Raw genomic sequence first — 19715 nt, 5'->3', positions numbered from 1 at the left:
TACAGCTGGAAGGTGATCGGGCGGCGAGCAGGAGAGAGCACGGAATGACGACGTTGCCGGGGCGCAGAAGCAGTACCTTCACCCGACTGCTTCGGCACGGATTCACCGACCCGTCCGCCGCCGAGCGGCTGCTCGACCTGCCGGACCTGTCCTCCGTACGCTCCGACCCCGTCCTCCTCGAAGCGCTCGGGGCCACCGCCGACCCCGATCTGGCGCTGCGGGGCGTCGTACGGCTCGTGGAGGCGGAGGAGCCGGACGAGCGGCAGATGCTGCTGGACACACTCGTCACCGCCAAGCCCCTCCGGGACCGGCTGCTCGGGGTGCTCGGGGCGTCCGAGGCGCTCGGTGACCACCTGGCACGCCACCCGCGGGACTGGCAGGCCCTCGTCACGTACGAGGCGACCGATCTGCACCCCGGGGTGGCCGAGTTCGAGCACGAGCTGGCCGGGGCCGACGATCCGGACGCGCTGCGCGTCGCCTACCGCCGGTGCCTGCTGTCGATAGCGGCACGGGACGTGTGCGGCACCACGGATGTCGCCGAGACCGCCGCCGAACTGGCCGACCTGGCCACGGCCACCCTGCGGGCCGCGCTCGCCATCGCCCGTGTGGCCACGCCCGCCGACGACGCGCAGTGCCGGCTCGCGGTCATCGCGATGGGCAAGTGCGGCGGCCACGAACTGAACTACGTCTCCGACGTCGACGTCATCTTCGTGGCGGAACCCGCCGACGGCGCCGACGAGAGCGTCGCCATCCCGGCCGCCACCCGGCTGGCCGCGCACATGATGCGGATCTGCGCCGACACGACCGTCGAGGGCACCATCTGGCCCGTCGACGCCAACCTCCGCCCGGAAGGCCGCAACGGGCCCCTGGTGCGCACCCTGTCCTCGCACCTCGCCTACTACCAGCGCTGGGCCAAGACCTGGGAGTTCCAGGCGCTCCTCAAGGCCCGGCCGGTGGCAGGCGACCCCGCACTGGGCGCCGCGTACATCGACGCCGTCTCGCCGCTCGTCTGGCAGGCCGCCGACCGGGAGAACTTCGTCCTCGATGTGCAGAAGATGCGCCGCCGCGTCATCGACACGATCCCCGTCGACCGGGTCGACCGCGAGATCAAGCTCGGCCCCGGCGGACTGCGGGACGTCGAGTTCGCCGTACAGCTGCTCCAGCTGGTGCACGGCCGCAACGACACCACCCTGCGCAGCGGCTCGACCCTGGACGCCCTCAGCGCGCTCGCCCGGGGCGGTTACGTGGGACGGGTGGACGCCGCACAGCTGGACGACGCCTACCGCTTCCTGCGCGCCCTGGAGCACCGCATTCAGCTCTACCGGCTGCGCCGCACCCATCTGGTCCCCGAGGACCAGACGGATCTGCGGCGGCTGGGCCGCTCCCTCGGCCTGCGCACGGATCCCATCGCCGAGCTCAACCAGGCCTGGAAGCGGCACGCCGCCGTGGTGCGGCGGCTGCACGAGAAGCTGTTCTACCGGCCGCTGCTCGACGCCGTCGCCCAACTCGCACCCGGTGAGTCCCGGCTCAGCACCAAGGCCGCCGCGCACCGGCTCGAAGCCCTCGGCTACGAGGACCCGGCCGCCGCGCTCCGGCATCTGGAGGCGCTGTCGTCCGGCGTCTCGCGCAAGGCCGCCATCCAGCGCACGCTGCTGCCGGTGCTGCTCGGCTGGTTCGCGGACTCCGCCGACCCGGACGCCGGACTGCTCGGATTCCGCAAGGTGTCCGACGCGCTCGGCAAGACCCCGTGGTACCTGCGGCTGCTGCGGGACGAGGGCGCGGCGGCGGAGAACCTCGCCCGGGTGCTGTCGGCCGGCCGGCTCGCCCCCGATCTGCTGCTGCGCGCCCCCGAGGCGGTGACGATCCTCGGCGACCCGCAGGGGCTGAAGCCGCGCAGCCGGGAAAACCTGGAGCAGGAGGTACTGGCCGCGGTGGGGCGGGCGGACGGCGCCGAATCGGCGGTGGCGGTGGTGCGCGGGGTACGGCGGCGCGAACTGTTCCGGACGACGTCCGCGGACCTCATCGGCTCCTACGGCAGGGAGGAGAGCCCCGCCGAAGCGGATCCGGGCGCGCTCGTCGACCGGGTCGGCAGCGCGGTCACCGATCTGAACGCCGTCACGATCGCCGGGGCACTGCGCGCCGCCGTGCGCGCGGAGTGGGGCGACATGCTCCCGACACGGTTCGCCGTGATCGGCATGGGCCGCTTCGGCGGACAGGAGCTCGGCTACGGCTCCGACGCGGACGTCCTGTTCGTCCACGCCCCGCGCGAGGGCGTCGACGATCACGAGGCGAGCCGGGCCGCGAACCGGGTGGTCGCCGAGATGCGCAGGCTGCTCCAGCTGCCCACCGCGGACCCGCCGCTGATCATCGACGCCGATCTGCGTCCCGAGGGCAAGAGCGGGCCGCTGGTACGCACGCTGAAGTCGTACGAGGCGTACTACCGGCGGTGGTCGCTGGTCTGGGAGAGCCAGGCGCTGCTGCGGGCCCAGCCGATGGCCGGCGACGCGGATCTGGGCCGCGACTTCATCGAGCTGATCGATCCGCTGCGGTACCCGGCGGAGGGGCTGGGGGAGGACGCGGTCCGTGAGATCCGGCGGCTGAAGGCCCGGATGGAGTCCGAGCGGCTGCCGCGCGGGGCGGACCCGACCCTCCACACCAAGCTGGGCCGGGGCGGGCTGAGCGACGTCGAGTGGACGGTCCAGCTGATGCAGATGCAGCACGGCTGGGCGGAGCCGGGGCTGCGGACCACCCGGACCCGTGAGGCGCTGGCCGCGGCGGCCGCGGCGGAGCTCATCTCCCACGAGGACGCCCAGACGCTGGACGAGGCGTGGGTGCTGGCGACCCGGGTCCGCAACGCGGTGATGCTGGTGCGGGGGAGGCCGGGCGACACGTTTCCGTCCGTGCCGCGGGAGCTGACGGCGGTGGGGCGGTATCTGGGGTACGAGCCCGGGCATGTCGGGGACATGCTGGACGACTACCGGCGGACCACGCGGCGGGCGAGGGCGGTTGTGGACGAGCGGTTCTACGGGGCGTGAGGTGGTGCGGGGTGCGGTGCGGGGCGCGGGGTGCGGGGCGCGGTTGCGGGTGTGCCTGGGTTTCGGGGCTCCGCCCCGGACCCCGCTCCTCAATCGCCGGAGGGGCTTGATCTGCCCGGCCCGGTTCGTCAGGTGCGGGAGGGGCGTGTTTCGCCCACCCGGTTCGTCAGGTGCGGGGCTCGATCTGGCCGGCTTGGTTGGCCAGGTACCGGAGGGGCTTGTCTTGCCCACCCCGGTTCGTCAGGTGCCGGAGGGGCCTGATCTGCCCGAGCCGGTTCGGTAGCAGCCCCTGTTAGTTCCGGCCCGCCGCCGCCTTCGCCCGGTGGACCGCGAGTGCCGACAGCCGTGGGCTGATGGTCGCCTTCGGGGGGATCCGTCTCGGCAGATGGTGCGGCAGTGCTCCGTACCAGGCGTACGACACCGCGTAGCCGAAGGCCAGACAGGTCATGCCGCCCACCGCGTCCAGCCAGAAGTGGTTCGCGGTCGACACGATCACGAGCAGGGTGGCCGTCGGGTAGAGCAGACCCAGGACCCGTACCCAGGAGGTGGAGGCCAGGGCGAAGACGGTCAGGCCGCACCAGAGCGACCAGCCGATGTGCATCGACGGCATCGCCGCGTACTGGTTCGACATGTTCTTGAAGTTGCCCGAAGCCATCGAACCCCAGGTGTGGTGGACCATGACCGTGTCGATGAACTTACCCCCGTTCATCAGCCGGGGCGGCGCCAGCGGGAAGAAGTAGTAGCCGGCCAGTGCGGTCGCCGTGGTCGCGAACAGGGCCAGACGGGCCGCCGCGTAGCGGCCGGGGTGGCGGCGGAACAGCCACACGAGCACGCCGATGGTCACGATGAAGTGCAGTGTCGCGTAGTAGTAGTTCATCGACACGATCAGCCATGTCGCGGAGTTCACCGCGTGGTTGATCGACTGCTCCACGGCAATGCCCAGGAACCGTTCGACCGACCAGATCCAGTCGGCGTTGGCCAGGGCCGCCGCCTTCTGCTCGGGGACGGCGTTGCGCACCAGTGAGTACAGCCAGTAACTGACCGCGATCAGCGCGATTTCGAACCAGAGGCGTGGCCTTCGAGGGGACCGCGGGGAGCGCAGTCCCGCCAGGCCGTGGTCGAGCAGTCGACCCATCCGGTTCACGTCGCCGTGTCGTCCCGTGTCCGCCTCGGGAGCCGCCTCGTTCACGATGGGTGACGGGCTGGCCTCCATGTGGCCTTCCTGCGGTTTAGCGCTCAATTCACCCATAGGCACAGAGTCTGCCAGATTCGCCCCCTCCGCCCGATGACCCTCCGGCCGGGAGCGGGTTGCGGGTCCTGCGGGCGAGGGACCTCACGACCTGCGGGCTACCGGTGCGCGTGGGATCCTTGGGCGGGCGGGGCGCCGAGGGGAGCGCCCGGTCCGGGACCCGCGGCTGTCGAGCCGCGCACGACCAGCTCGGGCATGAACACGAACTCGCTGTGCGGGGCGGGAGTGCCGCCGATCTCCTCGAGGAGCGTGCGCACCGCGGCCTGACCCATCGCCGTCACAGGCTGCCGGATCGTGGTCAGCGGCGGATCGGTGAACGCTATGAGTGGAGAGTCGTCGTAACCGACCACCGACAGATCGCGCGGCACGTCCCTGGAGAGCCTGCGAGCAGCACGGATGGCACCGAGCGCCATCATGTCGCTCGCGCACACCACCGCCGTGCAGCCCCGCTCCATCAGCGCCGAGGCGGCCGCCTGGCCGCCCTCCAGCGTGTACAGAGAGTGCTGGATCAGCTCCTCCACCTCGTCCGGGGTGAGGTTCAACTGCTCCTGCATCGTGGCGTGGAAGCCCTCGATCTTGCGGACCACCGGGACGAACCGCTTCGGGCCGACCGCCAGTCCGATCCGGGTGTGGCCCAGCGACACCAGATGCGTCACCGCCAGCCGCATCGCCGCCCGGTCGTCCGGTGAGATGAACGGCGCCTGCACCTTGGGCGAGAAACCGTTAACCAGTACGAAGGGGACACCCTGGGCGCGCAGTTGCTCGTAGCGCTGCATATCGGCCGAGGTGTCGGCGTGCAGTCCGGAGACGAAGATGATTCCCGAGACGCCGCGGTCGACCAGCATTTCGGTCAGCTCGTCCTCGGTGGAGCCGCCGGGGGTCTGGGTCGCCAGTACCGGGGTGTAGCCCTGCCGGGTCAGCGCCTGGCCGATGACCTGGGCGAGCGCCGGGAAGATGGGGTTCTCCAGCTCGGGCGTGATCAGGCCGACCAGGCCCGCGCTGCGCCTGCGCAGCCGTACCGGCCGTTCGTAGCCGAGGACGTCGAGTGCCGCAAGGACTGATTCGCGGGTGGCCGCAGCGACACCGGGCTTGCCGTTCAGTACACGGCTGACCGTCGCTTCGCTGACCCCCGCCTGAGTTGCGATATCGGCAAGCCGTGCGGTCATGGGACTGGACTGTACCGGGAGCGGGTCGGATTGCCCACCATGGGCGGGAATCGGACGGTGGCGGGCGCAGGGCCGGTCGGCGGCGCCGCCTGTGGTCCCGCCTGTGGAGTGCTGCGGCAATATCTTGCAAGACCTTGCGGGACCGCTCTGCGGGCTGCGATCAGATCGTCGCACTGCGGAATCACGGGCGGTGGCCTGCTCTTGTCAGGGGTTGGGGGCTCGCGTCAAGGGGCTTGACGGCAACCGTGAGGACACGCGAATGTAACGATCGCCGAAGCTTGCAGAAATATTCCGCAAACTCTTTCGGCCTTCTTTCATCCTTGTTACGTTCACGTCGACCCGGCGCCGCGACGGAGCGGTACGGAAGTTGAAGGAGTTCAGATGCGACGTGGCATAACGGCCACCGCCCTGGTTGCGGCCCTGGCGCTCGCGGCGACCGCCTGCGGCAGCGATGACGACAAGTCCAACGACGCCAGCAAGAGCTCGGGCGAGCTCTCGGGCACCGTGACGTGGTGGGACACCTCCACCGCGGGCAGCGAGGACAAGGTCTTCAAGAAGATCGCCGAAGGCTTCGAGAAGAAGCACCCGAAGGTCGACGTCAAGTACGTCAACGTTCCCTTCGGCGAGGCGCAGAACAAGTTCAAGAACGCTGCGCAGTCCGGCTCCGGCGCCCCCGACGTGATCCGCTCCGAGGTCGCGTGGACGCCCGAGTTCGCCGACCTCGGCTACCTCGCCCCGCTGGACGGCACCCCCGCCCTCCAGAAGGCGGACGACTTCCTGAAGCAGGCCGCCGCGTCCACCAAGTACAAGGACAAGACGTACGCGGTGCCGCAGGTCATCGACTCCATGGGCATCTTCTACAACAAGAAGATCTTCAAGGCCGCCGGCGTCGAGGTCCCCAAGACCGTCGCCGAGCTGAAGACCGTCTCCAAGAAGATCAAGGACAAGACCGGCAACCCCGGCTTCTACCTGCGCGGCGACGACGCGTACTGGTTCCTGTCCTTCCTGTACGGCGAGGGCGGCGACATGGTCGACGCCTCCAGCCAGTCCGTCACCATCGACAACCCGGCCGGCGTCAAGGCGATGAAGGTCGTCAAGGACCTCGTCGACTCGGGCGCCGCCAAGACCGACGCGACGGACGGCTGGGAGAACATGCAGTCGTCCTTCAAGGACGGCAAGGTCGCGATGATGATCAACGGCCCGTGGGCCGTCGCCGACACCTACGCCGGCAAGGAGTTCAAGGACAAGACCAACCTGGGCGTCGCCCCGGTCCCGGCCGGCTCCGTCGCGCAGGGTGCCCCGCAGGGCGGTCACAACCTGGCCGTCTACGCCGGTTCCAAGAACCTCGACGCCTCCTACGCGTTCGTCGACTACATGACCTCCGTCAAGACCCAGGCCCAGGTCACCAAGGAGCTCAACCTCCTGCCGACCCGCACCTCGGCCTACGCGCAGGAGAGCGTCGTCGACAACGAGATCGTCGGCTTCTTCAAGCCGGTCGTCGAGAGCGCCGTCGAGCGCCCCTGGATCCCGGAGACCGGCAGCCTGTTCGCGCCGCTCGTCACCGAGTACACCAAGGTCCTCACCGGACAGACCACGCCGGAGAAGGCTGCCAAGACGACCGGCGACTCCTACCGCAAGCTCCTCAAGGGCTGGAAGTAACTCAGGAAGGCAGGCCGACTGATGGCTGTCCACACCAGCCAGTCGGTGGCGAAGGCCGCGGGCGACGACATCGTCGCCCGCGGCCGGAGCCGCGGTACTGGTAACCCCCAGCCCCCGAGCAGGCTCCGGCGGGCTCTGTCGACCCACTGGTACGCCTGGACCATGGTCGCCCCGGTCGTCATCGTGATCGGCGTCATCATCGGGTACCCGCTGGTCCGCGGCATCTACCTGTCACTGACCGACGCCAACGAGCGCAACGTCGCACGGTCCATCGGCGTCAACCACATCCCCGCGACGTACAAGTTCGTGGGTCTGGACAACTACGCCGACGCCCTCACCGGCGATCAGTTCCTCGGCACGCTCGGCTGGACCCTGGTGTGGACGGTCTCCTGTGTGGCCATCACCTTCAGTCTCGGGATGGCCCTCGCCAACATCCTCAACCGCCGGATCGCCGGGCGTTCCGCGTACCGGATGGCGCTCATCCTGCCCTGGGCCATCCCCGGCTTCGTCTCCGTCTTCGCCTGGCGTTTCCTCTACAACGAGGACCGCGGGCTGCTCAACAAGATCCTCTCCGGCGCCGGGATCGACGGCATCCCCTGGCTGAACGACCCCACCTGGGCGAAGCTCTCGGTCATCGCCGTCAACGTGTGGCTCGGAGTGCCGTTCATGATGGTCGCCCTCCTCGGCGGGCTCCAGTCCATCCCCAGCGAGCACTACGAGGCCGCCGAGATGGACGGCGCCACCGCCTGGCAGCGCTTCCGCCACATCACGCTGCCCGGACTGCGGCCGGTCTCCACGACCGTGATCCTGCTCTCCACCATCTGGACCTTCAACATGTTCCCGGTGATCTTCCTGCTCACAGGCGGCGGGCCCGGCGACGCCACCCAGATCCTGGTGACGCAGGCGTACAAGTTCTCCTTCGAGATCAGTCCGCGCGACTTCGCGCAGTCCTCCACCTGGGGCGTGCTGATCCTCGTACTCCTGCTGATCTTCGCCGCCATCTACCGGCGAGTCCTGCGCACCCAGGGAGACGACTGGTGACCACCATCCCCACCACGCGGCACTCCGCGCCCAAGGTCAGGATGCGCGGCGAGCGTTCGCCGCTGGCCTCCACCGCACTGCACCTGACGCTCGTCGTCGCGTCCGTGATCGCTGTCTTCCCCGTGCTCTGGGTGCTGCTCACCTCGCTGAAGCCGGCCGAATTGGCGACCACCACGGACTTCTTCAAAGAGACGACGTTCAAGAACTACACAAACCTGATCCAGAACACGAAGTTCCTGACCTGGTTCGGCAACTCCCTGATCGTCGCGGGGCTCACCACACTCATCGGCGTCATCATCTCCGCCTCCACCGGCTACGCCGTCAGCCGCTTCCGGTTCCCCGGCAAGCGCGGCCTGATGTGGACGCTGCTGATCACCCAGATGTTCCCGGTCGCCGTCCTCATCGTGCCGATCTACAACATCATGGCGAGCATGGGGCTGCTCAATCAGCCGGCCGGTCTGGTCATCACCTACCTCACCATCTCGGTGCCGTTCTGCGCCTGGATGATGAAGGGCTTCTTCGACACCATCCCGCGTGAGATCGACGAGTCGGGGCAGGTCGACGGGCTCACCCCGTTCGGCACGTTCTGGCGGCTCATCCTGCCGCTGGCCAAGCCCGGTCTCGCCGTCACCGCGTTCTACTCCTTCATCACCGCATGGGGCGAAGTGGCGTACGCCTCCGCCTTCATGGTCGGCGAGGACAACCTCACGCTCGCGGGCGGACTCCAGCTGTTCGTCAACCGGTACGGGGCCCAGTGGGGTCCGATGACCGCCGCGTCCGTGCTCATCGCGATACCCGCGGCCCTGGTCTTCCTGTTCGCGCAGAAGCACCTCGTCACCGGCATGTCCGCCGGAGCCGTCAAGGGCTGACGGCCACACGGCGCGACCGTACGACCCGCACGCACCAGTCACGGTGGCGCCGGCATCCCGACCCGGTTCCGGCGCCACTCCCCACCCAGACACCCCAGGGACGACATGACCCAGCACCTCGCTGCCCCCTCCACCGGCACGTCCACCGACGGCCCGGGCCACCGCACCGGCTGGTGGCAGGACGCGGTGATCTACCAGGTCTATCCGCGCAGTTTCGCCGACGGCAACGGCGACGGCATGGGCGATCTCGCAGGCGTCACCGCCCGGCTCCCGTACCTCAAGGACCTCGGCGTCGACGCGGTGTGGCTCAGCCCCTTCTACGCCTCACCGCAGGCCGACGCGGGCTACGACGTCGCCGACTACCGGGCCATCGACCCGATGTTCGGCACCCTGCTGGACGCCGACGCGCTGATCCGCGACGCCCACGACCTGGGCCTGCGGATCATCGTCGACCTGGTGCCCAACCACTCCTCCGACCAGCACGAGTGGTTCAAGCGCGCGCTCGCCGAGGGCCCCGGCTCCGCCCTGCGCGACCGCTACCACTTCCGCCCCGGAAAGGGTGCCGACGGCGAACTCCCGCCCAACGACTGGGAGTCCATCTTCGGCGGACCGGCCTGGACCCGGTCCACCGACCCGGACGGCACACCCGGCGACTGGTACCTCCACCTCTTCGCGCCCGAGCAGCCCGACTTCAACTGGGAACACCCGGCCGTGGCCGACGAGTTCCGCTCGATCCTGCGCTTCTGGCTCGACATGGGCGTCGACGGCTTCCGGGTCGACGTCGCGCACGGCCTCGTCAAGGCCGAGGGCCTGCCCGACCTGGGCACCCACGACCAGCTGAAGCTGCTCGGAAACGATGTCATGCCGTTCTTCGACCAGGACGGTGTGCACGAGATCTACCGCAGCTGGCGCACCATCCTGGAGGAGTACCCCGAGAACAAGGGGCCCGAAGGGCCTTCGTCGGAAGGGCGGCAGGGGGCGACGGGCGGGCGTATTTTGGTGGCCGAGGCCTGGACCCCGACCGTCGAGCGCACCGCGAACTACGTGCGCCCCGACGAGATGCACCAGGCCTTCAACTTCCAGTACCTGGCGACCTCCTGGGACGCCGAGGCGCTGCGCGGCGTCATCGACACCTCGCTGGACGCGATGCGCCCGGTCGGCGCCCCCACCACCTGGGTGCTCTCCAACCACGACGTCACCCGGCACGCCACCCGGTTCGCCAACCCGCCCGGCCTCGGCACCCAGATCCGTACCGCGGGCGACCGCGAGCTTGGCCTGCGGCGGGCCCGTGCGGCCACGCTGCTGATGCTGGCGCTGCCCGGCTCCGCCTACGTCTACCAGGGCGAGGAGCTCGGCCTGCCCGACGTCACCGACCTGCCCGACGAGGCCCGCCAGGACCCGTCGTTCTTCCGGGCCGAGGGCCAGGACGGCTTCCGCGACGGCTGCCGGGTGCCGATCCCGTGGACCCGCGAGGGCAGTTCGTACGGCTTCGGCGAGGGCGGCAGCTGGCTGCCGCAGCCCGCCGGCTGGGCCGAGCTCAGCGTCGAGGCCCAGACCGGCGCGGCCGACTCCACCCTGGAGCTGTACCGGGCCGCGATCGCCACCCGCCGGGTGCACCCCGGACTCGGCGCGGGCACCGCGGTGGAGTGGCTGGACGCCCCCGAGGGGCTGCTGGTCCTCGCCCGTCCCGGCTTCGTCTGCACCGTCAACACGACGGACGCCGCCGTCCGCATCCCCGTACCCGGCACCGTCCTGCTGTCCAGCGCCCCGGTCAGCACCGACGGCGCGGAGATCGAACTGCCGGCCGACACCACGGTGTGGTGGACGGTGTGACCGTCCCCCCGCCCAGAACCGGCAGCGCGCTGAGGCTCTCCGACATCGCCGGGCAGGCCGCGGTCAGCGAGGCGACCGTCAGCCGGGTGCTCAACGGCAAGCCGGGCGTCGCGGACACCACGCGTCAGCGGGTGCTCGCGGCGCTCGACATCCTGGGCTACGAGCGCCCGGTACGGCTGCGGCAGCGCAGCGCCGGACTGATCGGACTGGTGACACCCGAACTCACCAACCCGATCTTCCCGGCGTTCGCGCAGTCCGTGGAACAGGTCCTGGCGGGCCACGGCTACACGCCGGTGCTCTGCACCCAACTGCCCGGCGGGGCCACCGAGGACGAACTCGTCGAGCAACTCGTCGAACGCGGCGTCGGCGGCATCGTGTTCCTCTCCGGGCTGCACGCCGACACCTCGGCCGACCCGGCGCGCTACGCCGCGCTCACCGACCGCGGTGTGCCGTTCGTCCTGATCAACGGCTACAACGAGCGGATCAGCGCCCCGTTCGTCTCACCCGACGACACCGCCGCCGTACGGATGGCCGTGGGCCACCTCGCCGAACTGGGCCACCGCAAGGTCGGCCTGGCGATCGGCCCGCAACGCTACGTGCCGTCCCGCCGCAAGCGGGACGGCTTCGTGGACGCCGCGGTGTCGCTGCTCGGGCTGGACCGCGCCGAGGCCGAACTCCTGGTGTGCTCAACGCTGTTCAGCGTCGAGGGCGGCCAGGTGGCGGCCGGAGCGCTGCTGGACCGCGGATGCACGGGCATCGTCTGCGGCAGCGACCTGATGGCGCTGGGCGCGGTGCGGGCCGCCCGGGACCGCGGCCTTTCGGTGCCGCGCGACGTGTCCGTGGTCGGCTTCGACGACTCCCAGCTCATCGCGTTCACCGACCCCCCGCTGACCACGGTCCGCCAGCCCGTACAGGCGATGGCGGCAGCCGCGGTGGGCGCCCTGCTGGAGGAGATCGGCGGAAGCCCCGTCCAGCGCACGGAGTACGTGTTCCAGCCGGAGCTGGTGGTACGGGGGTCGACGGCGGCGGTGGCATCGGCGGGAGTGCGGGGAGCCTGATACCGGCGCCGGGCGGGCCTTTCGCGTCGGGCTCAGGATGCCTTCTCGGGCTTCTCGGAGCTGCGGCCCACCTGGGTCACGCGGAGGCCCGCGCAGCGAGGTCCTGGGTCCGGAGCGGATCCCGGGGCCTCGTCGTGCGTTCGGGTGCTTCAGGGCGTGGTCCGGATGCGGACTGAGGGCGGTCCTGGGGTGGCCCGGAGGCGGTCCGGAGGTGGCCGCGGCGTACAGGAGAGGCACCGGGAGTCGGCCCTGAATGGGCCGGCGGGGAGTGGGTGACTCCGGGTGCCTCTCTTGTCCGTGACCGGCCCGGCCGGCCGGGCGCGTGGGGCCCGGGGTAACGGGACCCTCGGCCGACCGGACCGGAGTCGGGAGAAACGTAACAGGCCTGCAATGTCTTGCGTAAGACCTTGCAGGCAGGAAGCTGCCGTATTTCGTGGGTGTGAGCAGGATGTGAGCAGGTCATGCCCAAAGGGTTGACCGGAACCTGGTGGGCTCGTACGGTCTCCCCGCAGCAAGGTTTGCATTCTTGCAGCAAGAACCTTCAGGAGCCTTGAGGGCAGGGCGCGTTGCCGTATGAGGCTGCACCGTCACCCGCGTTTCCCCCACAGCAGGAGGAAAGACATGGCACGCAGGCCCCTGTCCGCAGCGCTCGCACTGATAGCGGGCGCCGCCGCCCTCGTGGCCCCCGCCACGGGCGCCCAGGCCGCCACACCGGGCACCAAGGACGTCACCGCGGTTCTCTTCGAGTGGAAGTTCGACTCCGTCGCCAAGGCGTGCACGGACTCCCTCGGCCCGGCCGGATACGGCTACGTACAGGTCTCGCCGCCCCAGGAGCACATCCAGGGCGGGCAGTGGTGGACCTCGTACCAGCCGGTCAGCTACAAGATCGCCGGACGGCTCGGCGACCGCACCTCGTTCGCCAACATGGTCAGGACCTGCCACAGCGCCGGCGTCAAGGTCGTCGCCGACTCCGTCATCAACCACATGTCGGCGGGCTCGGGCACCGGCACCGGCGGCTCCTCGTACACGAAGTACAACTACCCCGGTCTGTACTCCGCGCCGGACATGGACGACTGCACCGTACCGATCAGCAACTACCAGGACCGGTACAACGTCCAGCACTGCGAACTCGTCGGCCTCGCCGACCTGGACACCGGTGAGGACTACGTACGCGGCAAGATCGCCGGATACCTCAACGACCTGCTCTCGCTCGGCGTCGACGGCTTCCGCGTCGACGGGGCCAAGCACATCCCCGCCGACGACCTCGCCAACATCAAGTCCCGGCTGACCAACCCCGGCGCCTACTGGAAGCAGGAGGTCATCTACGGAGCCGGCGAGGCCGTCTCGCCCAACGAGTACCTCGGCACCGGCGACGTCCAGGAATTCCGCTACGCCCGCAGCCTCAAGCAGGTCTTCAACAACGAGAACCTCGCCAACCTGAAGAACTTCGGCGAGGGCTGGGGCTTCATGTCCTCCTCGAAGGCCGCGGTCTTCGTCGACAACCACGACACCGAGCGCGGCGGTGACACCCTCAGCTACAAGGACGGCGCCAACTACACGCTCGCCAGCGTGTTCATGCTGGCCTGGCCCTACGGCTCGCCCGACGTCCACTCCGGCTACGAGTGGTCCGACAAGGACGCCGGTCCGCCCAACGGCGGCACGGTCAACGCCTGCTACAGCGACGGCTGGAAGTGCCAGCACGCCTGGCGCGAGATCGCGTCCATGGTCGGCTTCCGCAACACCGCCCGCGGCGAGGCCGTCACCAACTGGTGGGACAACGGCGGCGACCAGATCGCCTTCGGCCGCGGCTCCAAGGCGTACGTCGCGATCAACCACGAGGGCTCCTCGCTGACCCGTACGTTCCAGACCTCGCTGCCCGCCGGTGACTACTGCGACATCCAGTCAGGCAAGGGCGTCACCGTCAACGGCTCGGGCCAGTTCACCGCCACGCTCGGCGCCAACACCGCCCTCGCCCTCCAGACGGGCGCCCGCACCTGCTCCGGTGGTGGCTCCGGCCCGACCGACCCCGGTACGGGCACCTCCGGCGCCACCTTCGGCGTCAACGCCACCACCCAGCTCGGCCAGAACATCTACGTCACCGGCAACCAGTCCGCCCTCGGCAACTGGAACCCCGCCGCCGCGCTGAAGCTCGACCCGGCGACGTACCCGGTCTGGAAGCTCGATGTGAGCCTGCCCGCCGGTACGTCGTTCGAGTACAAGTACATCCGCAAGGACGCGAGCGGCAACGTCACCTGGGAGAGCGGCGCCAACCGCACGGCCACCGTGCCGTCCTCCGGCAAGGCCGCACTGACCGGCGACGTCTGGCGAGGCTGAAGCCGTCACCTGCCCCACTCGCCGGACGGGCCGAACAGGCCCGTCCGGCCCCGCACCCGTACCCCTTCGAGGAGAACCCGAGTGATACGTCCCTCCCCGCGCGTGCCCGCGCGAAGAGCGGCGCCCGCCGTCGTCGTCGCGGCCGCCCTGTGCGCGGCCCTCGTGCCCGCGCTGCCCGCCGCCGCGGCCAGGCCGCCCGCCGCGCCGTCGGACGCCAAGCTGGCCGCACAGCCCGCCCGCCACGATCTGACCCGTGAGCAGTTCTACTTCGTGATGCCCGACCGGTTCGCCAACGGCGACACCGGCAACGACCGGGGCGGGCTGACCGGCTCCCGGCTGGAGACCGGCTTCGACCCCACCGACAAGGGGTTCTACCAGGGCGGTGACCTCAAGGGGCTGACCAACGGGCTCGACTACATCAAGGGGCTCGGCACCACCGCGATCTGGCTCGCCCCGATCTTCAGGAACCGGCCCGTCCAGGGCACCGGCAAGGACGCCTCGGCCGGCTACCACGGCTACTGGATCACCGACTTCACCCAGGTCGACCCGCACTTCGGCACCAACGCCGACCTCACGAAGCTGATCGACAAGGCCCACGGCAAGGGCATGAAGGTCTTCTTCGACGTCATCACCAACCACACCGCCGACACCGTCGACTACGCCGAGAAGACCTACGGCTACAGGCCCAAGGGCGCCTACCCCTACCTCGACCGGAACGGCCGCCCCTTCGACGACGCCGCGGGCATGGCGAAGGTGGACGCCGACTCCTTCCCGTACAAGCCGGTCACCACCGGCGGCAAGACGCCGTCCTGGCTCAACGACCCGACGATGTACCACAACCGCGGCGACTCGACCTATGCCGGCGAGTCCACCACCTACGGCGACTTCTCCGGGCTCGACGACCTGTGGACCGAGCGGCCCGAGGTCGTCTCCGGCATGGAGAAGATCTACGAGAAGTGGGTCCGCGACTTCGACATCGACGGCTTCCGCATCGACACCGTCAAACACGTCGACCTGGACTTCTGGACCCAGTGGGCGACCGCGCTCGACACATACGCGGCCAAGCACGGACGCGACGACTTCTTCATGTTCGGCGAGGTCTACTCCGCCGACACCGCGATCACCTCGCCCTACGTCACCCAGGGCCGGCTGGACGCGACGCTCGACTTCCCCTTCCAGGAAGCGGCCCGCCAGTACGCCTCGCAGGGCGCCCCGGCCTCGAAGCTCGCCGCCGTCTTCGCGGACGACTACCGGTACACCACCGACAAGGCCAACGCCTACGAGCAGGTGACCTTCCTCGGCAACCACGACATGGGCCGCATCGGCACCTTCCTCAAGCAGGACAACCCGAAGGCCGATGACGCGGAACTGGTCCAGCGGGCCCGGCTGGCCAACGAGGTGATGTTCCTCAGCCGCGGCAACCCCGTCGTCTACTACGGCGACGAGCAGGGCTTCACGGGCGCCGGCGGCGACAAGGACGCCCGCCAGACCATGTTCGCCTCGAAGACCGCCGACTACCTCGACGACGACGAGCTGGGCACCGACCGTACGCACGCCTCCGACGCGTACGACACCAAGCACCCCATCTACCTTTCCATCGCGGCCCTCTCCGAGCTGACCCGGAAGAACCCGGCACTGCGCGACGGCGTCCAGACCGAGCGGTACGCCGAGGGCTCCGTCCACGCCTTCTCCCGCACGGACCCCGAGCACGGCAACGAGTACGTCGTCGCCACCAACAACGCCGCCGACGCGAAGACCGTCGAGCTGCCCACCGAGTCCGCCCGGATGGACTTCCGTACGCTGTACGGCGGTTCCGGAACGGTCCGCAGCGGCGCGGACAAGAAGGTCACCGTCACCGTGCCGGCCCTGTCCAGCATCGTGCTGCGCGCCGAGAAGCCGCTGGGCGCCCCCGCCACCAGGCCCACCATCTCCCTGAAGGCACCGGCCGCCGGAGCCACCGGCACCGTCGAGATCTCCGCCGACGTGGACGGCGGCTCCCTGAACCGGGTCGTCTTCGCCGCCCAGCAGGGTAACGGCAAGTGGACCACCCTCGGTACCGCCGACCACGCCCCGTACAAGGTCACCCAGACCATCGGCGACGCGACCGCCGCCGGAACACCGCTGCGCTACAAGGCCGTTGTGGTCGACCGCACCGGGCGCACCGCGAGCGCCCTCACCTCCTCGACCGCCGGACAGGCACCCGCCCCGGCCAAGCCCGTCGCCGTCGAACGCGACTACGCCGTCATCCACTACCGGCGCGCGGACGGCGACTACGACGGATGGCAGGCCAAGTCCGGCGAAGCCACCGCGTCGTTCACCGGGCGGGACGCCTACGGCGCCTTCGCCTGGATCAAGGTGCCGGAAGGCGCCTCCGCGGTCCCGTACACCGTGGAGAAGGCCGGAACCGCCGACGGGCCGGAGCGCTCCGTCGACCTCGCGAAGACCGGACAGGTCTGGATCGCGCAGGGAGAGGACGGCCAGGTGGCCGACGCGCCCGAGGGCGCCTACCCGCCGCAGGACACCGGCAAGGCCGTCCTGCACTACTACCGGGCCGACGGCGACTACGCCGGCTGGGGGCTGCACACCTGGACCGGCGCCAAGGAGCCGACCGACTGGTCCAAGCCGCTCCAGCCGGTGAAGAAGGACGCCTCGGGCCTCACCTTCGAGGTACCGCTCACCGACGGGGCCACCTCGCTCAGCTACATCCTGCACCGCGGCGACGAGAAGGACCTGCCCAGCGACCAGTCCCTCGACATCGCGAGCCACGGCCATGAGGTGTGGATGCTCGGCGGCACGGCCGGCTACCTGCTCCCGCAGACCGGCGGCGTCCCCGCCCCCGACCTCACCAAGGCCGAGGCGCAGTGGATCGACTCCGACACCGTCGTCTGGAAGGTGAAGGCCACCGAGGCCACCAGCCAGCAACTCGTCCACGCCAGGGACGGCGGGATCTCCGTCGTCGACGGCGCCCTCTCCGACGAGGGCCAGTGGCTGCGGCTCAACCCGTCCGCACTGACCGACGCGCAGAAGGCCAAGTACCCGCACCTCAAGGACTACCCGGCGTTCACCGTGGACGCCCGCGACCGGGACCGGGTCCGTGACGCCCTGCGCGGCCAGCTGATCGCCACCCAGCGCGCCGCCAACGGCGCCCTGCTCGCCGCCACCGGGGTGCAGAGCGCCGGTGTGCTCGACGACCTCTACGGGAAGCGGGCGAGCAGCGCCTCGCTCGGCCCGGTCTTCCGGGGCGGCATCCCCACCCTGTCCGTCTGGGCGCCAACCGCCCGCACGGTGTCGCTCGAACTCGACGGCAGGACCGTCCCGATGCGGCGCGACGACGGCACCGGAGTCTGGTCGGTCACCGGGAAGAAGAACTGGAACGACAAGCCCTACCGGTACGTGGTGAGCGTCTGGGCGCCCACCGTCCAAAAGCTCGTCACCAACAAGGTCACCGACCCCTACTCCACCGCGCTCACCACCGACTCCGCCCGCAGCCTCGTGGTCGACCTCGACGACCGCAGGCTCGCGCCCAAGGGCTGGGACGGGCTGCGCAAGCCCGCCGCCGTGCCGCTGCGCGACGCCCAGATCCAGGAGCTCCAGATCCGCGACTTCTCGGTCGCGGACCCCACGTCCAGGCACCCCGGCGAGTACCTCGCCTTCACCGACACCCGCTCCGACGGGATGAAGCACCTCAAGCAGCTCGCCGACTCCGGCACCAGCTACGTCCACCTGCTGCCCGCCTTCGACATCGGCACCATCCCGGAAAGGAAGAAGGACCAGCAGAAGCCGGCCTGCGACCTGTCCGTCTACGCCCCCGACTCCACGGAGCAGCAGGCCTGCGTGGCGAAGGCCGCCGCGAAGGACGCGTTCAACTGGGGCTACGACCCGCTGCACTACACCGTCCCGGAGGGGTCGTACGCCTCCGACCCCGACGGCACGAAGCGCACCGTCGAGTTCCGGCAGATGGTGCAGGGGCTGAACGGCGCCGGTCTGCGGACCGTCATGGACGTCGTCTACAACCACACCGTCGCCTCCGGCCAGGACGACAAGTCCGTCCTCGACCGGATCGTGCCCGGCTACTACCAGCGGCTGCTGGAGGACGGCACCGTCGCCACCTCCACCTGCTGCGCCAACACCGCGCCCGAGAACACCATGATGGGCAAGCTCGTCGTCGACTCGATCGTCACCTGGGCCAAGGAGTACAAGGTCGACGGCTTCCGCTTCGACCTGATGGGACACCACCCCAAGGACAACATCCTGGCCGTCCGCAAGGCCCTGGACGCCCTGACCGTCGCCAGGGACGGCGTCGACGGGAAGAAGATCATCCTGTATGGGGAGGGCTGGAACTTCGGTGAGATCGCCGACGACGCCCGCTTCGTCCAGGCCACCCAGAAGAACATGGCCGGCACCGGCATCGCCACCTTCTCCGACCGGGCCCGCGACGCGGTGCGCGGCGGCGGCCCGTTCGACGATGACCCCGGCGTGCAGGGCTTCGCCACCGGCCTCTACACCGACCCCAACACCTCCACCGGAAACGGCACGAAGGCCGAGCAGAAGGCCCGGCTGCTCCACTACCAGGACCTGATCAAGGTCGGGCTCACCGGCAACCTCGCCGGCTACACCTTCACCGACACCTCCGGAAACACGGTCAAGGGCTCGGACGTCGACTACAACGGAGCCCCGGCCGGATACGCCGCCGCCCCCGGTGACGCCCTCGCCTACGCCGACGCCCACGACAACGAGACCCTGTACGACGCCCTCGCCTTCAAGCTCCCGGCGGGCACCCCGGCAGCCGACCGGGCCAGGGCCCAGGTCCTGGCCATGGCGACGGCCACCCTCTCGCAGGGCCCCTCGCTCTCCCAGGCCGGCACCGACCTGCTGCGCTCCAAGTCCCTGGACCGCAACTCCTACGACAGCGGTGACTGGTTCAACGCCCTGCACTGGGACTGCCGCGCGGGCAACGGCTTCGGCCGCGGACTGCCGCCCGCCGCCGACAACGAGGCCAAGTGGCCTTACGCCAGGCCGCTGTTGGCCAATGCCGCGATCAGCCCCGGCTGCGCACAGATCAACGGCGCCTCGGCCGCGTACCAGGACCTGCTCACCATCCGCGCCACCGAGAAGGACTTCGGCCTCTCCACCGCCGGGCAGGTGCAGTCCACGCTCTCCTTCCCGCTCTCCGGCAAGGACGAGACCCCCGGGGTGATCACCATGCGGCTCGGAAAGCTGGTGGTCGTCCTCAACGCCGCCCCGGGCACCACCACTCAGAAGGTCGCCGCCCTGGCGGGCAGGAACTACGCCCTGCACCCCGTCCAGGCGGCGGGCGCGGATCCTACCGTCAAGAAGGCGACGTACGAGCGGAGTTCGGGAAGTTTCACCGTTCCGGGACGCACGGTGGCGGTGTTCTCCCTGCGCTGACCGCAACAGGTCTACCGTGAGGCCAGCCGCCGGGGAGAGTCGCAGCAACACACTCCTGGGCG

Annotated in this window: 10 protein-coding genes; 8 read left to right on the top strand and 2 right to left on the bottom strand. The window is 69.9% G+C overall.

What is annotated here, in order from left to right; genetic code table 11:
* Window positions 1–44 precede the first annotated feature (44 nt).
* Window positions 45–3035 carry a bifunctional [glutamine synthetase] adenylyltransferase/[glutamine synthetase]-adenylyl-L-tyrosine phosphorylase gene (locus FHX80_RS05425; RefSeq protein WP_145763151.1) on the top strand — a complete coding sequence of 997 codons (2991 nt, stop codon included), beginning with the start codon at window positions 45–47 and terminating at the stop codon, window positions 3033–3035.
* 292 nt (window positions 3036–3327) lie between these two features.
* Here the strand turns inward: FHX80_RS05425 and FHX80_RS05415 are convergent, their stop codons facing one another.
* Window positions 3328–4248 carry a phosphatase PAP2 family protein gene (locus FHX80_RS05415; protein ID WP_375886205.1) on the bottom strand — a complete coding sequence of 307 codons (921 nt, stop codon included), beginning with the start codon at window positions 4246–4248 and terminating at the stop codon, window positions 3328–3330.
* Between the two features lie 134 nt (window positions 4249–4382).
* The gene (locus tag FHX80_RS05410) at window positions 4383–5450 is read right to left on the bottom strand and encodes a LacI family DNA-binding transcriptional regulator (RefSeq protein WP_145763149.1); all 1068 of its coding nucleotides are present in this window, start codon (window positions 5448–5450) and stop codon (window positions 4383–4385) included.
* 381 nt (window positions 5451–5831) lie between these two features.
* On the opposite strand from FHX80_RS05410, the gene FHX80_RS05405 reads away from it, so the two are divergent.
* From FHX80_RS05405 to pulA, 7 genes are all read left to right on the top strand, one after another.
* On the top strand, window positions 5832–7109 hold the full coding sequence (locus FHX80_RS05405; RefSeq protein ID WP_145763148.1) for an extracellular solute-binding protein: 1278 nt from the start codon (window positions 5832–5834) through the stop codon (window positions 7107–7109).
* Window positions 7110–7130: 21 nt separating this feature from the next.
* Window positions 7131–8150, top strand: coding sequence for a carbohydrate ABC transporter permease (locus tag FHX80_RS05400; RefSeq protein WP_145763147.1), 1020 nt, complete (start codon window positions 7131–7133; stop codon window positions 8148–8150).
* Window positions 8144–9019 (top strand): sugar ABC transporter permease, encoded by an 876-nt coding sequence (locus tag FHX80_RS05395; RefSeq protein ID WP_401595048.1) that lies wholly within the window; start codon window positions 8144–8146, stop codon window positions 9017–9019. The genes FHX80_RS05400 and FHX80_RS05395 overlap by 7 nt, the downstream gene beginning before the upstream one ends.
* Before the next feature lie 105 nt (window positions 9020–9124).
* Window positions 9125–10852, top strand: coding sequence for a glycoside hydrolase family 13 protein (locus FHX80_RS05390; protein ID WP_145763146.1), 1728 nt, complete (start codon window positions 9125–9127; stop codon window positions 10850–10852).
* A complete protein-coding gene (locus tag FHX80_RS05385; RefSeq protein ID WP_145763145.1) occupies window positions 10837–11910 on the top strand; it encodes a LacI family DNA-binding transcriptional regulator in 1074 nt (357 codons plus the stop codon). The genes FHX80_RS05390 and FHX80_RS05385 overlap by 16 nt, the downstream gene beginning before the upstream one ends.
* Window positions 11911–12531: 621 nt before the next feature.
* The gene (locus FHX80_RS05380) at window positions 12532–14244 is read left to right on the top strand and encodes a carbohydrate-binding module family 20 domain-containing protein (RefSeq protein ID WP_145763144.1); all 1713 of its coding nucleotides are present in this window, start codon (window positions 12532–12534) and stop codon (window positions 14242–14244) included.
* Between the two features lie 81 nt (window positions 14245–14325).
* Window positions 14326–19653: a pullulanase-type alpha-1,6-glucosidase gene (gene pulA / locus FHX80_RS05375; protein ID WP_145763143.1), complete on the top strand. Its 5328-nt coding sequence runs from the start codon at window positions 14326–14328 to the stop codon at window positions 19651–19653.
* Window positions 19654–19715: the final 62 nt, after the last annotated feature.

The sequence above is a fragment of the Streptomyces brevispora genome (genome assembly GCF_007829885.1).
Classification (GTDB): domain Bacteria; phylum Actinomycetota; class Actinomycetes; order Streptomycetales; family Streptomycetaceae; genus Streptomyces; species Streptomyces brevispora.
The sequence above is the reverse complement of the archived record's forward strand: the minus strand, read 5'-3'. Positions and strand labels throughout refer to the sequence as shown.